At 41.6% G+C, this 17,213-nt stretch carries 20 protein-coding genes; 8 read left to right on the top strand and 12 right to left on the bottom strand.

Going from position 1 to position 17,213, the window contains the following annotated elements:
• Window positions 1-1,002, bottom strand: coding sequence for an NAD(P)H-dependent glycerol-3-phosphate dehydrogenase (locus tag ABTP35_RS05670; RefSeq protein ID WP_224836150.1), 1,002 nt, complete (start codon window positions 1,000-1,002; stop codon window positions 1-3).
• Window positions 1,003-1,126: 124 nt separating this feature from the next.
• Between ABTP35_RS05670 and ABTP35_RS05665 the strand changes: the two genes are divergently transcribed.
• Entirely contained in the window at window positions 1,127-2,047 is a 921-nt protein-coding gene (locus ABTP35_RS05665; RefSeq protein WP_293298469.1) for a nicotinic acid mononucleotide adenyltransferase, read from the top strand.
• 258 nt (window positions 2,048-2,305) lie between these two features.
• Window positions 2,306-3,829 carry a SulP family inorganic anion transporter gene (locus ABTP35_RS05660; RefSeq protein ID WP_293298471.1) on the top strand — a complete coding sequence of 508 codons (1,524 nt, stop codon included), beginning with the start codon at window positions 2,306-2,308 and terminating at the stop codon, window positions 3,827-3,829.
• Between the two features lie 9 nt (window positions 3,830-3,838).
• Here ABTP35_RS05660 and ABTP35_RS05655 read toward each other — a convergent pair whose 3' ends face one another.
• The 7 genes from ABTP35_RS05655 to ABTP35_RS05625 all read right to left on the bottom strand — a co-directional run bounded on the left by ABTP35_RS05655 (window position 3,839) and on the right by ABTP35_RS05625 (window position 9,007).
• Window positions 3,839-4,366: a DinB family protein gene (locus ABTP35_RS05655; RefSeq protein WP_293298473.1), complete on the bottom strand. Its 528-nt coding sequence runs from the start codon at window positions 4,364-4,366 to the stop codon at window positions 3,839-3,841.
• A 53-nt stretch (window positions 4,367-4,419) separates the two neighbouring features.
• Window positions 4,420-5,247 carry an META domain-containing protein gene (locus tag ABTP35_RS05650; protein WP_293298476.1) on the bottom strand — a complete coding sequence of 276 codons (828 nt, stop codon included), beginning with the start codon at window positions 5,245-5,247 and terminating at the stop codon, window positions 4,420-4,422.
• On the bottom strand, window positions 5,244-5,663 hold the full coding sequence (locus ABTP35_RS05645; protein ID WP_293298479.1) for an META domain-containing protein: 420 nt from the start codon (window positions 5,661-5,663) through the stop codon (window positions 5,244-5,246). Before ABTP35_RS05645 ends, ABTP35_RS05650 begins: the two co-directional genes overlap by 4 nt.
• An 11-nt stretch (window positions 5,664-5,674) precedes the next feature.
• The gene (locus ABTP35_RS05640) at window positions 5,675-6,385 is read right to left on the bottom strand and encodes a membrane or secreted protein (protein WP_293298482.1); all 711 of its coding nucleotides are present in this window, start codon (window positions 6,383-6,385) and stop codon (window positions 5,675-5,677) included.
• A gap of 82 nt (window positions 6,386-6,467) precedes the next feature.
• The gene (locus ABTP35_RS05635) at window positions 6,468-6,947 is read right to left on the bottom strand and encodes a cytochrome c family protein (protein WP_293298485.1); all 480 of its coding nucleotides are present in this window, start codon (window positions 6,945-6,947) and stop codon (window positions 6,468-6,470) included.
• 113 nt (window positions 6,948-7,060) lie between these two features.
• Window positions 7,061-8,020 (bottom strand): alpha/beta fold hydrolase, encoded by a 960-nt coding sequence (locus ABTP35_RS05630; protein ID WP_293298488.1) that lies wholly within the window; start codon window positions 8,018-8,020, stop codon window positions 7,061-7,063.
• 9 nt (window positions 8,021-8,029) lie between these two features.
• Window positions 8,030-9,007 (bottom strand): nitronate monooxygenase, encoded by a 978-nt coding sequence (locus ABTP35_RS05625; protein WP_293298491.1) that lies wholly within the window; start codon window positions 9,005-9,007, stop codon window positions 8,030-8,032.
• 117 nt (window positions 9,008-9,124) lie between these two features.
• On the opposite strand from ABTP35_RS05625, the gene ABTP35_RS05620 reads away from it, so the two are divergent.
• The gene (locus tag ABTP35_RS05620) at window positions 9,125-9,607 is read left to right on the top strand and encodes a thioesterase family protein (RefSeq protein ID WP_293298494.1); all 483 of its coding nucleotides are present in this window, start codon (window positions 9,125-9,127) and stop codon (window positions 9,605-9,607) included.
• 9 nt (window positions 9,608-9,616) lie between these two features.
• Here the strand turns inward: ABTP35_RS05620 and ABTP35_RS05615 are convergent, their stop codons facing one another.
• From ABTP35_RS05615 to ABTP35_RS05605, 3 genes are all read right to left on the bottom strand, one after another.
• Window positions 9,617-10,279, bottom strand: a complete 663-nt coding sequence (locus tag ABTP35_RS05615; RefSeq protein ID WP_293298497.1) for an SMI1/KNR4 family protein — start codon at window positions 10,277-10,279, stop codon at window positions 9,617-9,619.
• Window positions 10,280-10,382: 103 nt separating this feature from the next.
• A complete protein-coding gene (locus ABTP35_RS05610) occupies window positions 10,383-11,276 on the bottom strand; it encodes a DMT family transporter (RefSeq protein WP_293298499.1) in 894 nt (297 codons plus the stop codon).
• A complete protein-coding gene (locus tag ABTP35_RS05605; protein ID WP_293298502.1) occupies window positions 11,273-11,626 on the bottom strand; it encodes an ArsC/Spx/MgsR family protein in 354 nt (117 codons plus the stop codon). Before ABTP35_RS05605 ends, ABTP35_RS05610 begins: the two co-directional genes overlap by 4 nt.
• A 170-nt stretch (window positions 11,627-11,796) precedes the next feature.
• Here ABTP35_RS05605 and ABTP35_RS05600 point away from each other — a divergent pair, with 170 nt between their 5' ends.
• Window positions 11,797-12,261, top strand: a complete 465-nt coding sequence (locus ABTP35_RS05600; RefSeq protein WP_293298504.1) for a DinB family protein — start codon at window positions 11,797-11,799, stop codon at window positions 12,259-12,261.
• Window positions 12,262-12,406: 145 nt separating this feature from the next.
• Window positions 12,407-12,958, top strand: coding sequence for a conjugal transfer protein TraO (locus tag ABTP35_RS05595; RefSeq protein WP_224836165.1), 552 nt, complete (start codon window positions 12,407-12,409; stop codon window positions 12,956-12,958).
• 5 nt (window positions 12,959-12,963) lie between these two features.
• Here ABTP35_RS05595 and ABTP35_RS05590 read toward each other — a convergent pair whose 3' ends face one another.
• Window positions 12,964-13,704 carry a DUF3298 and DUF4163 domain-containing protein gene (locus tag ABTP35_RS05590; RefSeq protein WP_293298507.1) on the bottom strand — a complete coding sequence of 247 codons (741 nt, stop codon included), beginning with the start codon at window positions 13,702-13,704 and terminating at the stop codon, window positions 12,964-12,966.
• Window positions 13,705-13,778: 74 nt separating this feature from the next.
• Here ABTP35_RS05590 and ABTP35_RS05585 point away from each other — a divergent pair, with 74 nt between their 5' ends.
• The 3 genes from ABTP35_RS05585 to recO all read left to right on the top strand — a co-directional run bounded on the left by ABTP35_RS05585 (window position 13,779) and on the right by recO (window position 17,212).
• Window positions 13,779-14,933 carry a PLP-dependent aspartate aminotransferase family protein gene (locus tag ABTP35_RS05585; RefSeq protein WP_293298510.1) on the top strand — a complete coding sequence of 385 codons (1,155 nt, stop codon included), beginning with the start codon at window positions 13,779-13,781 and terminating at the stop codon, window positions 14,931-14,933.
• A gap of 128 nt (window positions 14,934-15,061) precedes the next feature.
• Window positions 15,062-16,402: an NADP-specific glutamate dehydrogenase gene (gene gdhA / locus ABTP35_RS05580; RefSeq protein WP_224836168.1), complete on the top strand. Its 1,341-nt coding sequence runs from the start codon at window positions 15,062-15,064 to the stop codon at window positions 16,400-16,402.
• A gap of 90 nt (window positions 16,403-16,492) precedes the next feature.
• Window positions 16,493-17,212, top strand: a complete 720-nt coding sequence (gene recO / locus ABTP35_RS05575) for a DNA repair protein RecO (RefSeq protein ID WP_293298513.1) — start codon at window positions 16,493-16,495, stop codon at window positions 17,210-17,212.
• Window position 17,213 lies beyond the last annotated feature (1 nt).

Here is a 17,213-nt window from a genome sequence, read left to right as displayed (position 1 = left end):
TCAATCCAACTTCTCCGTTAATTTCTCAAACACCTTTTTCGGGTTCTTGTTTTTATAAAGCACCTGGTACACCGCGTTTATGATCGGTGTTTTGGACTTTTTCTGTAGTTTGTCCATAAGGTCATGGGCGCTTTTGGTGGCATAATAGCCTTCGGCCACCATGTTCATTTCCATCATGGCACTTTTAACCGTGTAGCCCTTGCCGATCATATTCCCGAACATGCGGTTTCTGCTAAAAACGGAGTAGCCTGTTACCAATAGGTCGCCCAAATAGGCAGAAGCATTGATGTTGCGCTTCATTTTGTACACCTTGTCTATAAACCGTTTCATCTCCCGGATGGCATTGCTCATCAATACACTCTGGAAATTGTCCCCATATCCCAGACCATGGGCGATCCCCGCTGCAATGGCATAAATGTTCTTCAACATGGCAGCGTACTCGGTTCCAATAATATCATCGGAGATTTTAGTGCGGATATAATCACTTTTTAAGTGATTTGCCACCATTTTGGCCTTATCGGCATCCGCACAGGCAATGGTTAGGTAAGATAAGCGCTCCAGTGCCACTTCCTCAGCATGGCATGGGCCGGTGATCACACCTATATCCTCGAATGGGATATTGTATTTCTCATTAAAATGTTCCCCAACAATACGCCCACTTTCAGGAACAATGCCCTTAATGGCCGAGAAGATAATTTTTCCTGTCAAGGAACTCGTCAAACATTGCAACTCCCTTTCCAAAAAAGCCGACGGAATCACAAAAATGAGTACGTCCGAAGCATCGACCACTTTGTTTATATCGTGGCTCATGCGTAGTTGATCGGTGTCAAACTCCACCGAACTCAAATAATTGGGGTTATGACCTTCCTTTTCAATATGCCGGATAGCAGAATCGCTTCGCATATACCAGTTTACCTGATCCAAATTTTCGGTCAGCATTTTTACAATGGCTGTTCCCCAACTTCCACCTCCAAGTACGCCAAAGGTAAGCTTGTCTTTCATGTATCCTAATTATGGTGTAAATCTAAAAAATAAAATAGTGTGTCTGTTTTAGATTGATTATCAAATAGTTAATAAAAATGGCACAGTGATTGGTCTAGCTAAAGTGAACCTTAAAACCTCGATTATGAAAAATAAAAAACTACTCTTTGGAATTATACTCATAGGCCTATTGGCCGGTTCTTGTTATACCGAGGTTATTGTGGAAGACGATTTTATAGAAGAATCGCCCATTAATACCGCCTTGGTCTTGGAATCCTATGATCTATGGTATGTGGATATCAATGAAACTCGTGGTAATGGTGAAGTTCCCTTTTTGCAACGCGCTTTTACCATTTCTTTTGACAGGGGAACCGTTTATGCGAACAACAATATTTCAGGTCTGGGAAAAACAGGTAATGGAAAAGGTATCGATGTAGGCTTGTATGCGACCCTTGCCGGTCAAGTGGAAATAAACCACGATGTGGATGGATTGTGGTTGCTGGATGTGTATGCGCTGGATAATAATACATTGGAAATATATGATTCAAGATCAGATACCTCCTATGTTTTGGAAGGTTATCAAAAAAGTCAGTTTGATTATGATATGGTCTTCTACGATAATATCCAATATGTATTGCAGGAGTATCAAGTTTGGGAGAAGACCTACACTAGTGAATTAGGCGCACTAAATGAGTTCGATAATGAAAACTACTTGCAATTTTTTTCAGATGATGGCGGGTATTTTAGATCCTCCGTAGATGCACAGGGTATTCCATTGACCAATATACAATGGGATTATCAGGGAGATTACCAAGTGTTCGATGTTGCCAACGATGCCACTCTGAAAACTTTAACACTCGATTATGACTTCTTGGGCAATGATTATTTTGAGTTGTACGTTATCAATGATAACACTATAGAATTGTACCATGTATCCAGTGGAACCGTGTACGAGTTTACAGGTAGAGGATACATCCAATATTTAAAATCAAACGGCGGAACAGGAAAAAAACGTTCAAAGACCAATAACCCTGTAATGAATGTTTCCCGTCAACGAAATATGTAAGGAAGAACTTTATGGTTCGACTATACAAACAGTTTTTTTGGTTGGTTATTTAGTTAAGGATCGCCCCGAGCTTAATTGATCGGGGCGATTTTTTTTATGGATAGGTTAAAGTGGATACGATACCATTAACCATCGTTCACCATAAGAGCTGTTTTATAGGTCGCACTAACTGTTACATTATCAAATCCTTAAAAATTCCTGGGCAATTAGGGTCTTGCATTTAATAATGCTACTTTTGCCCGCTTCAAGAAATAAGCCATGAAAAAGTATCTCAATCTTTTTGACTTTTCCCAGAAAGTAAACTATCGCACAGAAATTTTATCGGGCTTAACCGTTGCACTTGCCTTGGTGCCCGAAGCCATTGCCTTTGCATTTATCGCAGGCCTGTCGCCATTGACCGGTTTGTATGCCGCATTTGTTATGGGATTGGTCACGTCTATCTTGGGCGGTAGACCAGGAATGATCTCTGGTGCGACCGGGGCCGTGGCCGTGGTAATTGTAACGTTGGCACAGCAATATGGAGTAGAATATGTATTTGCCACCGTAATCCTAGCAGGTATTTTGCAGCTGTTGGCCGGAGTGCTTCGATTGGGAAAATTGATGCGCTTGGTACCCCATCCGGTTATATTTGGTTTTGTAAACGGTTTGGCGGTCATTATTTTTATGTCGCAGATGAGCCAGTTCAAAACCGTGGATGGCGAGTGGTTGAGCGGAAGTACCTTGTACATTTTCTTGGGATTGGTGTTGCTTACTATGGTAGTTATTTGGGGACTGCCCAAACTAACCAAGGTAATTCCAGCATCTTTAGCAGCCATTCTATTAGTCTTCGGGATTGTTTTTTTCTTGGGATTGGACACACGGACCATTGGAGATATAGCTTCCATTCAAGGAACATTTCCTCCATTTCATATTCCCGACCTTCCTTTTACTTGGGAAACCTTGCAGATCATATTCCCTTTTGCCGGAATTATGGCAGGTGTTGGTCTTATTGAAAGTTTGCTGACACTGAACATTGTGGATGAAATTACCGAAACACGTGGTCGGGGCAACAAGGAAGCCGTTGCCCAGGGAACGGCCAACATACTCTCTGGATTGTTTTCTGGAATGGGTGGCTGTGCCATGATCGGACAAAGTTTGATCAATACCTCCAATGGTGCACGTGCACGTCTTTCTGGTATTGTGGCCGCTTTAATGCTCTTGGTGTTTATAATGTTCGGTTCCAGCCTTATTGAAAAAGTTCCTATGGCCGCACTTACAGGACTTATGATTATGGTAGCCTTGGGAACCTTCGAATGGGCGAGCCTAAAAACCTTCCGTAGAATGCCAAAATCCGATGTGTTGGTGATGGTGTTGGTTACTTTGGTCACCGTATTCCTTCACAATTTGGCCTTGGCCGTATTGGTAGGTGTGATTATTTCCGCACTTGTATTTGCATGGGACAACGCAAAACGTATCCGCGCCAGAAAAAGCATTGATGAGGAGGGCGTAAAGCATTACGAAATTTACGGCCCGTTATTTTTTGGCAGTACCACTTTATTTGCTGAAAAATTTGATGTTTTGAACGATCCGGAGGAAGTGGTCATCGACTTTGCGGAAAGTAGGTTAGTCGATATGTCCGCTATTGAAGCTGTGAACAAGATTACGGAACGCTATCGAAAAGTGGGCAAAAAAGTGCACCTGAAACACTTGAGCCGAGACTGTAGAAGATTATTGGCCAATGCCGACGATATTATCGAAGTGAACGTATTGGAAGACCCAACCTATAAAGTTGTGGTGGACTAAAGTATATACTTATTCCTTGGTTTTTCCCTTGAACACATTCACATTTGGATTTTGTGGATTGCCGCTGGCACGTCGCATCAAAACAATTTGGCCTGTGTGGTGAATGCAATCCGAAATCATCCCGTTAATGATGTTCCAAATTGGAAATTCGAATTTATGGTCACCTTTTTTAAAGATCACTTTATAGTTTTCCATATCCTCCATGGTGGCATTTTTAACCTTACTGCTCGCAGATTGAAGGTTGCCCAAGGTCTTTTTTCTTAAATCCTCAAAAGAATATGGAGCCGGATTTATTGGTTTTTCATAGGGTTTTGCATCCGGTGCCAATAATATATTGTTGGACAATACATAAATATGTTCCATGGTTTCAAAAATGGACCGTCCCTTTTCTGATGGTCTGTAGGCAAGGTCATTCTCCGTCAATCCCTCGGTTGCCCAATAGAATCGATACCCCAAGCCATCTATTAACCTGGCCAATATATTTCCGGGCAAGTAGTTTTCTGGATATTTTGGGATTTCTCGGTAGGGTAGTTTCATTTTAAACTAATAATCTTCGAATTCATTAATTAAAATTGATAGATTTTTCCCTACTAATCAATTTTTTTAAAAACCAATAAATTTTCTTCCGAATCATTGGAGAGGTAGAGTCTGTTGTTTTCAATTTTGTAGTTGACACCGCTTTGCAATGCCGATAAAAATTCGGATTCCTTTTCCATATTCGGGCATGCCATTCGTGTAGAGGCGATTTGTGTAAAACGCAGCACATCTTTTTCATAAAATAAACTTCCGTTCATCCGGTTACATCCGGAGAATCCAGAAAATCGATTGTTATTGATGTTGACTTCCATATTGGGAACATCATTGCCATTAAAATCTTCTTTACTGACCGTGGTTCCTTGCATCTTTTCCAACACCCAAATATCGTGTATCCTGTAATCGGGAAGGTAATAACCGCAACCTTCGTACACCTTGGTTTCGCCTCCGCCCGTATTCTTATAGGATACGGTAACGGTATATGGAAACACTTCGCCGGACATGGCATTGCTGCACTCCTTGTGCGCAATAATAACATCCAATAAGGTAGCTTCGGTTTGTATGCGGTACATGGCAATGTTGGAATCCTGTGCTTTTATGGGTTCCGTAGAAGGAGTTTGGACGGTTCCTTCCGTAGTTTTGAGAATAACTTTGTTATTGTGTAATTTAATGTCCCAAAAGGGTTCGGTACCGGAAGCCTTAAAGTAACTGCCATCTATATCTATAACAATGGGTTCCATTTCTCGTTCTTTTTCTTCTTTTTGCACAGTGTCCTTTACAATTGCTTCTGGTGCTACGTTGGTTTGGGAAGGTTCTTGTTTTTTCTTGTCCAAACAGCTAAAAAACAAGAAAGCGATACAACTAAGGGTTAAAATGTTTTTCATGGCGATATTTTTTTGAAACGCAACACGGGGTCTTGATCCACTAGTAAACTGAGTTTGCCGTTCTCCAGGGAATATCCGTCTATTTTAGTCATCATTACCAAAAATTGACGCTCACTTCCGCCACAGAACATCATGGTTGATGGACCCGGTTCCCCAAAAGATATGTTATGCTCCTCCACTTTATATGGTGCCGAGTAGCCGTTACAACTATCGGTACCGGTAACCTTTCCAGATTCTTTATTAAAAGTGATCATTGGTTTTTTATCGGGAAATAATCCTTCAAACGCAATTCTTGATTCCGAGATAAATTCGAGTTCCCAGGTTGTACCGTATAATCCTTCTTCGTTTGATTTTGTACCTATGCAGGATTCGGCCAAAAACACGGAAAGGAAAAGCAATATAGTGGTGGTTTTCATACTACGGCAGATTATTTTTCAGCCCTTTGGCTCCAAACCTCGTAAATGGGCTTTCCTTTGCTGCTGCTACCAGAATGATGCCAATCGCCACCCTTTACCTCATAGTTGAATTGTAAACTAGCTCCGACCCTAGAGTCGTCTCTGGAAAAGAAACCTATATTTTCGGTGTATTTGCCATCAATGGTGGTGTAGGTACCCCCTCCCGTTCCCATAAATTGTTTGGTTTCGGTATTGTACGCGATCCATTGAAAACGGGTGCCAGATAATATTTTCATGGTTTTGCGAGGTCCGGAGGTGTCCCGTTTCACAATTTCACCGTCCCGTTTTCTTCCAGAGATTAACCAGGCACCATTAAGATCGCCAGGCGAGCCATCATCAATTCGAGTCCAATTGGAATTGCCCAATTCAAGTGCCCCATTCCTTATTTTGAATGCTTCGATTTTGGATTCACCAATAACTTCGGGTGCATTGGAATCAAATTCGAACAAAAAAGTCAGTGAATCATCCGAAGTGCTATAACTACCACCTTTGGTGCGTATAAATTTTCCATTTTCTTTTTCAAAAATGGCTTCGGAAAAATGGTTTTCGGTTAAAATAAGTACGTGTTCAATTATACGGCCATCATCTGCGGAAACAGTTGTGGTCCAAGCCCCCTTTTGGTTTTGGGCTTGAAGTATTGAAATCGCCATAAACGCTAGCAAATATGTGATTAACTTTCTCATAGGTTCGATTTTCTCCTAAAATATAAAAATGCTGTTGCTTAAACAATTAAACAACAGCATTTTAAATTTTTGATTAAGGCAGTTACAACGTTCTTAAATACTCGGCAATATCCCTTGCCTCGTCCTCGGTCAAATTTTGGTTCAACATAATCGCATTGTTGTACTCTTTCAGCAATGCTTTTGCAATAGGGTCTTCTTTTAACATTCCGTCAGGGTTCAAGATCATGTTCATTACCCATTCAGGACTTCTTCTGTCGTAAACCCCTTTAAGTGCAGGGCCTATCATACGTTTATCTACCATGTGGCAGGCTACGCAAATGGCTTCAAATTTGGCCTTGCCCCTTGCAACCATCTCATTGTTGATATCATCTGGGAACTCCAGGTCGGTAATTGGCCCGACACCTTTGTTGTCCAAATCAACGGGCACTTCTTCTTTTTCCGTGGCTTTCTTTTCTTCGGTCTTGGTGCGGCTTACCTCAAAACCATCTTTTTTCTCTTCTTTTTTTCCTCCGCAGCTCGCTATCATGGCACCTAGTGCCAAGACCATAACAGTTTTTTTCATTCTGATTTTATTGAAGTTTGTTTATGTAAATGTTGCCACTAAGATAGGCAATTAGGGAAGAAAAACCGGAGGGATTTTGTTTTGTGCATCACAAAATGACTTCACCAGCTTGTTTATAGGGATTCGAAAAACTCCAAAGCCCTTTTCTCGGTATAGGTTATGTTATTTTTGCCCCAAAACCCCACATGGCCACCATAGTTGGGCATCTCTAAATGTAGGTTCGGATTATTATCAGTTTCCAACACCGGATAACAATCGGGCCCTAGAAAGGAATCATTTTTGGCATTGATGATCAAACTGGGTACCTGTATGTTGGGTAAAAATTGAAGTGAACTACATTGCTCATAATAGTCCAAAGCATTTTTAAAATTATGTGCTTTGCTAGTATAAGCATCATCAAAATCCATTAAGGTTTTAATTTTTTTAATGTCGGCATTGCTAATTTTCTCTGGGAACATAGCTTGTTTCTGTCTTAATTTTTCCAATAGATTGCCTTTAAACCGGATAGCATACAGTATATTTTTTGTGCTGAGAAGTTGTTTACAAGAGTCGTGCAAATTACAGGGCACGGAAACAGCAACGGCGCCCTTTAATTCGGTTGGGATTTGGTTTCCCTCTCCCAAATATTTGAGCAAAAGATTTCCGCCCAGACTGAAGCCTTTCAAAAAGATGCTCTTATAATCCCTTGTGCTCAGTATATGATCTAGAATGTCCATCAAATCTTCGGTGGCTCCCGAATGGTAAGATCTGTATTTTATGTTCGGTTCTCCGCTACAGCCTCTAAAGTTCACTGCACAGCAATCGTAACCATTTTGGTTAAGTATTTTGGCGCTTCCGGTAATATAGGGGCGTTGTGCATCTCCCTCCAAGCCGTGGAGGAGCACCACAAGTTTTTTTGATTTGGATTGCGCATAGCTCCAGTCCAGATCCAAAAAATCACCATCGGAAAGGGCAATCCGTTCCCTGTTTTGGACCACACCGTTCACCGATCGGATTATACCCGAATATATGGTGGAAAAGTGCCCGTTTCTGAACAAAATAGGAGGTGCATAATTCGAGTCTTGTTGGGGCATTGGTACAATTTATTCTTTTGGATAGGTTTTTAAAAGATTGGCCTGCTCTTCTACTGAGGTCTTAAATTCACTCTTAAGGTCGGTTACTAGTTGGGATACGGGCAACACATTGTTTACTGTGGTGACCCCTTGGCCGGCTGACCAGATGGTTTTCCAAGCCTTTGCTTCTGTATCCAACTCTTTGCCGAAATCTATTTTACGGTCTTTTTTTAAATCTTCTTCGGAAATTCCGGCCGCACGGAGACTTTCTGCCAAAAAGTTAGCGGGCACACCCGAAATGGCGGCCGTATAGATAACATCGTCCGCACCAGCGTTCATGATCATTTTACGGTATTCTTCCGTGGCTTTGCTTTCTTCGGTATTTATAAAACGGGTGCCCATATAGGCAAGGTCTGCGCCAATCTGCAAAGCAGAGGCAACATCCCGTCCAGTACTGATACACCCTGATAATAATATGGTTTTGGTATAGAATTTTTTGATTTCCGCTACTAAGCTCATTGGGTTTATGGTACCTCCATGCCCTCCTGCCCCGGCGGATACCAAAATAAGACCGTCCACGCCTGCCTCCGCAGCTTTTTCGGCATGGCGTTTCTTAATTATATCGTGGAACACCAATCCGCCATAACTATGGATGGCATCTACCACTTGGCTTACGGCACCTAAGGATGTAATTACGAGCGGGACTTTATGTTTTACGCAAAGCTTTATGTCGGCTTCCAATCGTGGATTGGTTGGGTGCACAATTAAATTTACACCGAAAGGGGCAGCTTTTTTGCCGGTTTCCTCTTCAAATTGCTTTAATTCTGCTTTTATTTGGATGAGCCATTCTTCAAAACCCTCGCTGGTTCGCTGGTTGAGGGCCGGGAATGTGCCCACAATTCCATTTTTACAACATTCTACCACCAATTTTGGTCCCGAAATAAGGAACATGGGAGCGGCAACCACCGGAAGGGATAATTTTTTAATGAATTCAGCTTTTTCACTCATGGCTTCTGTGTTAAACTATGTTTAAAAATATGAACAATTCCTATTCTTTATAGGAATCAGTTATAAAACTATGGTATTTTTACAATTTATTATGCATGCATAACAAAATAACCTTATATGTTTTTTAAAGAATTTGAAATTAGATGGAGCGATATTGACGCTAATCGACACTTGGCAAACTCCGCTTATATTAATTTTATGAGTCATACCCGAATGGCATATTTGGGTCTGCTGGGCTTTAACCAAAAGAGTATGGCAGTTCACAATATTGGCCCAGTAGTGTTTTATGAGCACATGTATTATTTTAAGGAAGCATTTGCAGGAAAGCCGGTTAAAGTATCGTTGGAGTTTGCTGGCATGAGCAAGGACGGGATGTTCTTTGAATTTAGGCACAACTTCTACGACCATAATGGGAAAAATTTTGCCCGTTGCGAAATGATGGGTGCCTGGATCGATTTGAAAGAGCGTAAATTAATCGGTTTGCCCGATGAATTTCTTCAAGCTTTCGAGGCCATGGAAAAAACGGACGATTTTAAAACCTTGACCAAAGAGGATACCCGCAAGCATGTTCAAGTTCCCAAGGATATGGAAATGATCTAAGGAGAAATCTCAATTTTTAGGATACCCGAACCAGCTCGGGGTATTGGTGATCAATTTCCCCGAGATGATTTCATCCAACCAACGTTCGTACCAATCCAAAAAGGTAAGGTCCTCAGAAAATTTTGGCGGCGACAATTCTCCTCTGTCCAAGTTCACAACCCTGCCCTTATAGTTGCCGTTTAGCACCAGCGCATGTATAAAGGAGCAACCCTGTGAGCCAAGAGGTAATATGCCCCCGTATAATTGACCGTTCAATTCTTCAAAATCCGTATCGGTAATGTTGTCCTCGTACAATGGATCGGTCCATTCGTCCCATTGTTTTTGGGTTATGAACGGATGTAAAATACAATCCCTTTTTAGGTGTTTTTCAACATGGTTATAAATCAGGTCGTCCAAATGTTGCCCAAAAGGATAAATGCCAAAATATGGTCCGGCACCCGAATTTTGGTAAGAGGAACCCTCATTCCCAATGTGTAGCACAAAGTGTTTGTAGCATTCAGGCAGTTTTATCTGGAAATTGTGCTCGAACGCATAAATGTCTTGCATATCTATCGGTGCATTAATTTGATATTTATGGCCTCCGGCTCCAAAAACCTTATATAGCTTATCTTTCTCCTTAGCACGAACGAGTTTGATCTTGATTCGTTGAATTTGTGTAGAATGTGCGGGCATAGTGTTCCATTTTACGGGAAAACTACATAATTCATTTATGGAATATAGCGCCAAATTGATGGATGGCACTTCTGTTTTGACGTAGGTGCCGTTTTGATCAATGTTATGAAGGTCTTTTAGGTTTTTTACTGGCCAAATACACACCCACTAACACAAAGGCCATGGCAATCAGTTTAATTACGGTAAGTTGATCTTTGCCCGAAAAAAGCGCAAAAATTATCCCGACCAAAGGTTGCATATATACAAAGGCGCCCACAGAGGAAGCTTTGAGCTGGGTAAGAGCAAATATATTGAAAAGATAGGTTAAAAATGTAGTGCCTATAACTACAAAAGCAATAGAACCGAAGGCCCAAGCTGGTATAGAGGCCCATTCTATTTCCATGGCCTCTGGCAAGGTAATGGGCAGGTTTACAACAAAGGCAACAGTAAACAACCATTTGAGCATGGTAAATGGATGATACTTTTCTATCAAGGTTTTTACGACGACCAAATATGCGCCGTACGACGTTGCATTGATAATGAACAATATGTTGCCCAATGGAATATTTGGAGCATCTTGCCGTACTTCGGCGCCAAAAAGGATAAGGGCCACGGCTCCAACAAAGCCCAGAAAGATGCCAAGGCCCTTGTTCAAAGTGATTTTTTCCTTTAAAAAAAGTGCCGATATAACCACAACGATTATTGGTGATATGGTAACTAAAACCGCACTGTTAATGGGAGTGGAAAGCTGTAGTCCTTTAAAAAAAGTGAGCATGTTTACGGACATGCCCAGCAAAGCACATATAAATACACGTCCCCAATCTCTTTTTTCTATCTTTTCCTTTGGACCAAAAATGGATATAAGCCAAAAAAGTAAAGATGCCCCTCCCACCCTTAAAAAAATAAAACCAAAGGGTTTTACATGGACGGGCATTACACCCTTGGCTACGGTGTGGTTAATACCGTAAATAACCGTTGCTCCTATAGCAGCAAGTATGGCGAGGGTTCTTTTACTCATGGATGCAGGGCTTCTTTGGCGGCTTCTACCGTTTTTTTGGAGTTGCCGACAAAGATTTGATCTTCGACCACTATCACTGGCCTTTTTAAAAAAGTATAGTGCTCCAAGATCAGGTCCTTGTAATCCGTTTCGGAAAGGTCTTTTTCGTGCAGCCCCCTTTGTCTAAACAACATTGCTCTTCTGCTGAACAAGGATTCGTAGCTTCCGCTCAAACTTGCCATGTGTTCCAATTGCTCGGAGGTAATCGATTCACTTTTAATTTCTTGAAGCTCCACGCCGTCCAATGGTTCCAATTCTTTTAGGATTCGCTTGCAGGTGGAACAACTGCCCAGATGGTATATTTTTTTCATGATTTACGTATTGGAGGAACAAAGGAAGTTAAAAATCAATCAAAATGCATGGGGAATAGATAATTTCAACACCTTTTGCGGGAGATGTTTAATAAATTATTGTAGTATGGCCCGGCTATTGGTGCGGTTTAGAATTTTAAGACTAGTTTTACAACAAATAGCCCAAAACCATGGACAAGATTTTTGATATTCTTTTAAAAAACAGAACTATTCTTCACACTTTTTTGCAAAACACACCAAAAGAGGACCTGTTCAAAATTCCTGAAGGATTTAACAATAATATTTGGTGGAACATTGCCCATGTTGTGGTAACCCCGCAATTATTGCTGTATAAATTGTGCGGTCTGGATTTTACCATTGAAGAGGAACTGGTCAACAAATACAAGAAAGGAACTTTTCCAGAGGGAGAGCCATCCCCAACTGAAATGGAAAAGATCAAGACCTATCTGCTGAGTACCGTAGAACAATTCCAGCAGGATTATGAACGAGGTACGTTCAAAAATTTCCAGGAGTACATGACTACGCCAAAGGTCGGCTTGAACAGTGTGGAGGATGCACTGCAATTTAATGTTTTCCACGAAGGGCTCCATTTAGGCTCCATTCTTGCCCTTAAAAGGGCTTTGGCGAGCGGTTGATTTTTCGCCCTCTTATGCTTTGGAGTGTTTTTTAGTTGCCAGATTTTCATGGTTTTTCTACTGAATTGATTTGAAGGTAAACCTAAGTCCATGAAAATCAATTATATTTACCTGCCAGAATTTAAGAACCCAAATCTTAATCAAAATGAAGAACTACCATTTAGACTATGGGGTCCTGCTGGCACTCCTTTTGTTTTCTTTTCAACAAGTATTTTCGCAACGGGGAAACCTATCTTTGGGCTTGGTGCCAACGTATAAAACGGACGGCTACGGTATACAGCTCAACTCAAATTACTATCATAGCACCACAGATTTTATGCAAGTGTCTCTAGCGGCGACTTTTTCCAAAGAAAAACCAAATTCGGGGGTTGAGTTTCCATACGATGATTACTTGTTCGGTCTAGGATACTTTACCACTATTTTAAGTGCTCCCGACAAGGGGATTTTTTTCTATTTTGGAGGGGGCCCTTCAGCTGGCTACAAATATATTAACAAGGGCAATACAGAGTTTGCTTTTGACGCATTGGAGGCGGAAAGTAGTTTTATTTATGGGGGATATGCCTCTTTTGAAATGGATTTCTATATATCCGATGCCTTCTCCTTGATCATTCCCATTAACGGTTACTACCATTTTAATAGCGACCTGAATGATTCTACACTGTTATTGGGCGCTGGAATCAGGTACTATTTTAAATAGATGGGCTATTCTTTTACTTTTCGCTTTAAATACAGATTTATCTCGTTGTAAGGTAAGATCAGTTCAATTGGGCCGTCGGCATAGGAAGCTACTTCGTATTGGTTGTAGATCAGTTTAAGCCCCTCATTGGTGTACCCCAAATTGTTGGGCAGGTGGAAGGATTCTCCCTCGAACATAAAACCGGTTGAGTTGATATTGGAATCTTGGGGTATTTTTTCTTGGATTCGAAATTTGGTCTCGGCAAAATCCTCGAACCCGTCCAAATCTTCAAAAAGTTCCCAATTTTCCAGTTCCACACCTTTCTTTTTGTCAAAATTCAGGTACGATGTGGAAGCATAACCATGGGCTCCCCCGGTAAAGGAATATGAATTTAACATAAAAGTGATCACATTTTCATCCTCGTAAACCACAATGCCATCTATTTCGGCTTCCCACTGGACCTCGTCCGGAAATTTGGTCCTCAGTTCTTTATAGCTATCGGAAAAAGATTGTAGCGCCTTGCCCATTTCATCAATCGTATCATCTTCACTAAAGGACAAAATACTGATGACCTCTTCTTGTAACGATCTGTTTATGGCCTGCGAAACGGGCGAATTATCCAAAGCATTTGGAATATTGATGTCGATTTTAGGGCAACTTTCGCAATTTTCACCTTTCAAGTGTAGAGGTTCAAAAGTAAGTTTGCTCTCCGTTTGGCAACTTACCAATACAAAGAAGAATAAGAAAGCACCTAGCAGTTGTTTCATGATTTGAGGTTTTGGAGCATCAAAAATAATACTTCGGGAAGATAACGATACATTTGTAGGAAGATAGTTTGAGCATGAGCAAAAAAGAGTTAAAGTTTAACAGTAGGGCCATCCACGGTGGGCAAATACCGGAGAGGGGCTACGGTGCCATAATGCCACCAATATATCAAACCTCCACGTATGCACAGTCTACCCCGGGCGAGCACAAGGGACATGAATATTCCCGAGTTTCGAATCCTACCCGGACAGCTTTGGAGAATGCGGTGGCCAGTTTGGAGAACGGTGGTTTTGGAATGGCTTTTGGAAGCGGTATGGCAGCAATCGATGCCGTAATGAAGCTTTTGGACCCGGGTGATGAGGTTATTTGTACCAATGATCTATATGGGGGGAGTTATCGGCTTTTTAAACAGGTCTATGCAAAGTATGGTATTAAGTTTTTGTTTTCTAGTATGTCGGATATGGGCGAACTGGAATCGCAAATAACACAAAACACCAAATTGGTATGGTTGGAAACACCTACCAACCCTATGATGAATATTATCGATATTGCAGCAGTGGCCAAGGTCGCCAAAAAACACCGTATTTTGTTGGGGGTGGACAATACATTCGCTACCCCGTTTTTACAGCGACCCTTGGATCTTGGTGCGAATCTAGTAATGCATTCCGCTACCAAATATTTGGCAGGACATAGCGATGTAGTGGTCGGAGCTTTGGTGGTAAAGGACCAAAGATTGGCCGAACAACTTTACTTCATCCAAAAATCCAGTGGAGCCATCTGTGGGCCTATGGATAGTTTTTTAACCCTGCGCGGTATAAAAACCCTTCATGTAAGAATGCAGCGGCACTGCGAAAACGGAGCGGTGGTCGCCAACTTTTTGAACAACCATCCCAAGATCGGAAAAGTGTATTGGCCCGGCTTTGAGACTCATCCGAACCATAAGATCGCCAAACAACAAATGGATGGCTATGGCGGAATGATCTCCTTTGTTCCCAAGGGCGGAAATTATGACGAGGCAATTAGAATCGTAGAAAAGCTGGAGATTTTTACACTTGCAGAATCGTTGGGGGGCGTAGAAAGTTTGGTGGGTCATCCAGCAAGTATGTCGCACGGTAGCGTTCCTAAAGTGGAGCGGGAAAAGAACGGGGTAGTGGACGCATTGATTCGGCTAAGTGTGGGCATAGAGGATGTAGATGATTTGATGGCAGACCTGGACCAGGCCCTAAATTAATTTTTTTGAAAAATTTATAATTATATTATAATCAGATTGTTGAAATAACATAATTTTGCCCTCAAAATCACAATTCAACAATAAAAGTGCTTTTCGCTAGCGGAGAGACATTTAATTTTAACCCATTTATGGAAAATAAAATAAAAGCATTTATGGATGAGGTAATCGCCAGGAATGGTCATGAGCCCGAATTCATACAAGCAGTGCAGGAAGTTGCAGAAACGGTAATTCCCTATATCGCCCAAAACGATATCTATCACGGAAAAAACATCTTATTGAGAATGGTAGAGCCGGAACGATTGATTTCGTTTCGTGTAGCTTGGATAGATGATAGTGGTGAAATCCATGTAAACCGTGGTTACCGGGTGCAAATGAACTCTGCGATCGGGCCGTACAAAGGAGGTTTACGTTTTCACCCGACCGTAAATGCAAGTGTTCTTAAATTTTTGGCCTTTGAGCAAGTGTTCAAAAATAGTTTGACCACTTTGCCCATGGGCGGAGGTAAAGGAGGTTCCGATTTTGATCCTAAAGGAAAATCGGATGACGAGATCATGCGTTTTTGCCATGCTTTTATGACTGAACTTTGTAGGCATATTGGGCCTAATACGGATATTCCTGCCGGAGATATTGGAGTAGGGGCTCGTGAGATCGGCTTCTTGTTCGGTATGTACAAAAAGATCCGCAACGAGTTTACGGGAGTGTTAACAGGTAAAGGTCTTTCTTGGGGAGGATCGTTGATCCGTCCGGAAGCAACCGGTTATGGTACGGTATACTTTGCGGATAGCATGTTAAAGACCCAAAATGAAACTTTTGAAGGGAAGAAAGTCGTGATTTCAGGATCCGGCAACGTGGCACAATATGCTGCCGAAAAGGTGATGCACCTTGGGGGAACGGTTCTTACCCTTTCCGATTCAGGGGGCTACATTTACGACAAGGACGGTATTGACGAGGAAAAGCTGGCCTTTGTAATGGATTTAAAGAACAACAAGCGTGGTAGAATTTCCGAATATGTGGATAAATACCCTTCTGCCGAATATCACAAAGGAGAAACACCTTGGAAGGTAGCCTGTGATATTGCCCTGCCTTGTGCAACTCAGAACGAATTGGATGGTGATGATGCCAAAGCATTGATTAAAAATGGATGTATTGCCATTGCAGAGGGTGCAAATATGCCTTCCACCCCAGAAGCGATCCATGCATTCCACGAAGCAAAAATTCTATTTGCTCCAGGAAAAGCGTCCAATGCAGGAGGTGTTGCCACTTCCGGATTGGAAATGAGCCAAAACTCCTTGCGTATAAGCTGGACCAGGGAAGAAGTGGACAAACGATTAAAAGGAATTATGTCCGATATCCACGATGCTTGTGTGGAATACGGAAACGAAGATGGATATTGCAACTATGTTAAAGGGGCCAATATTGCCGGCTTTGTTAAGGTTGCAGATGCAATGTTGGCACAAGGGGTGATCTAAGGCGCCCTGCATCAACAGTAATTTTTGATTGGCAGTTACCGGAACTAGTGGTTACATTTACACCTCCGGTAACTGCTTTTTTATTGGTATATGCAAATTACGACCAGAGCCATTGTACTTTCTTCCCTTAAATACGGGGACACGAGCCTTATCGTTAAGGCCTTTACCCGATCCGATGGGGTAAAATCGTATTTGCTGAAAGGGGTTCTGACTTCCAAAAGGGCAAAAATCAAGCCCGCCTATTTTCTTCCATTAATGCAGTTGGAGGTTGTTGCCAATCACAAGAACAAAGGGAATTTGGAAAGTTTACGGGAGGTTAAGGTAGCTGTGCCTTATCAAACCATGCATACGGATATCGTTAAGAACAGTGTTGTGCTTTTTTTGGCGGAGATGTTGGGCAATAGCATTCAGGAACAAGAGCAGGATGAAAGTCTCTTCAATTATTTGGAATACGCTTTTCATTGGATGGATATGCATGCGTTATCACCTAATTTTCATATTATGTTCTTGCTCAATCTTACCAAATATTTGGGCTTTTACCCCGACACTTCCTACAATAATTTGCCGTTTTTTGATCTTTTGGAAGGTAGCTTCACCAAAACACCGTCGCTCAACCCTTTGATACAGAGCGAAAACCTGGATAATTTCAAGAAGTTTTTAGGCATGGATTTTGAGGCATTGTCCACAATACAACTAACTAAATCCAATCGACGAGAACTTTTAAAAACCGTTGTCCAATATTACAAATTGCATGTAGATGGATTTCGGGAGCCAAAGTCGCTCGCAGTACTTAATGCCGTATTTACGTAAA

Origin of the sequence: Flagellimonas alginilytica (assembly GCF_042134605.1) — a bacterium.
GTDB lineage: Bacteria > Bacteroidota > Bacteroidia > Flavobacteriales > Flavobacteriaceae > Flagellimonas > Flagellimonas alginolytica.
This window is presented reverse-complemented; position numbering and strand designations above follow the sequence as displayed.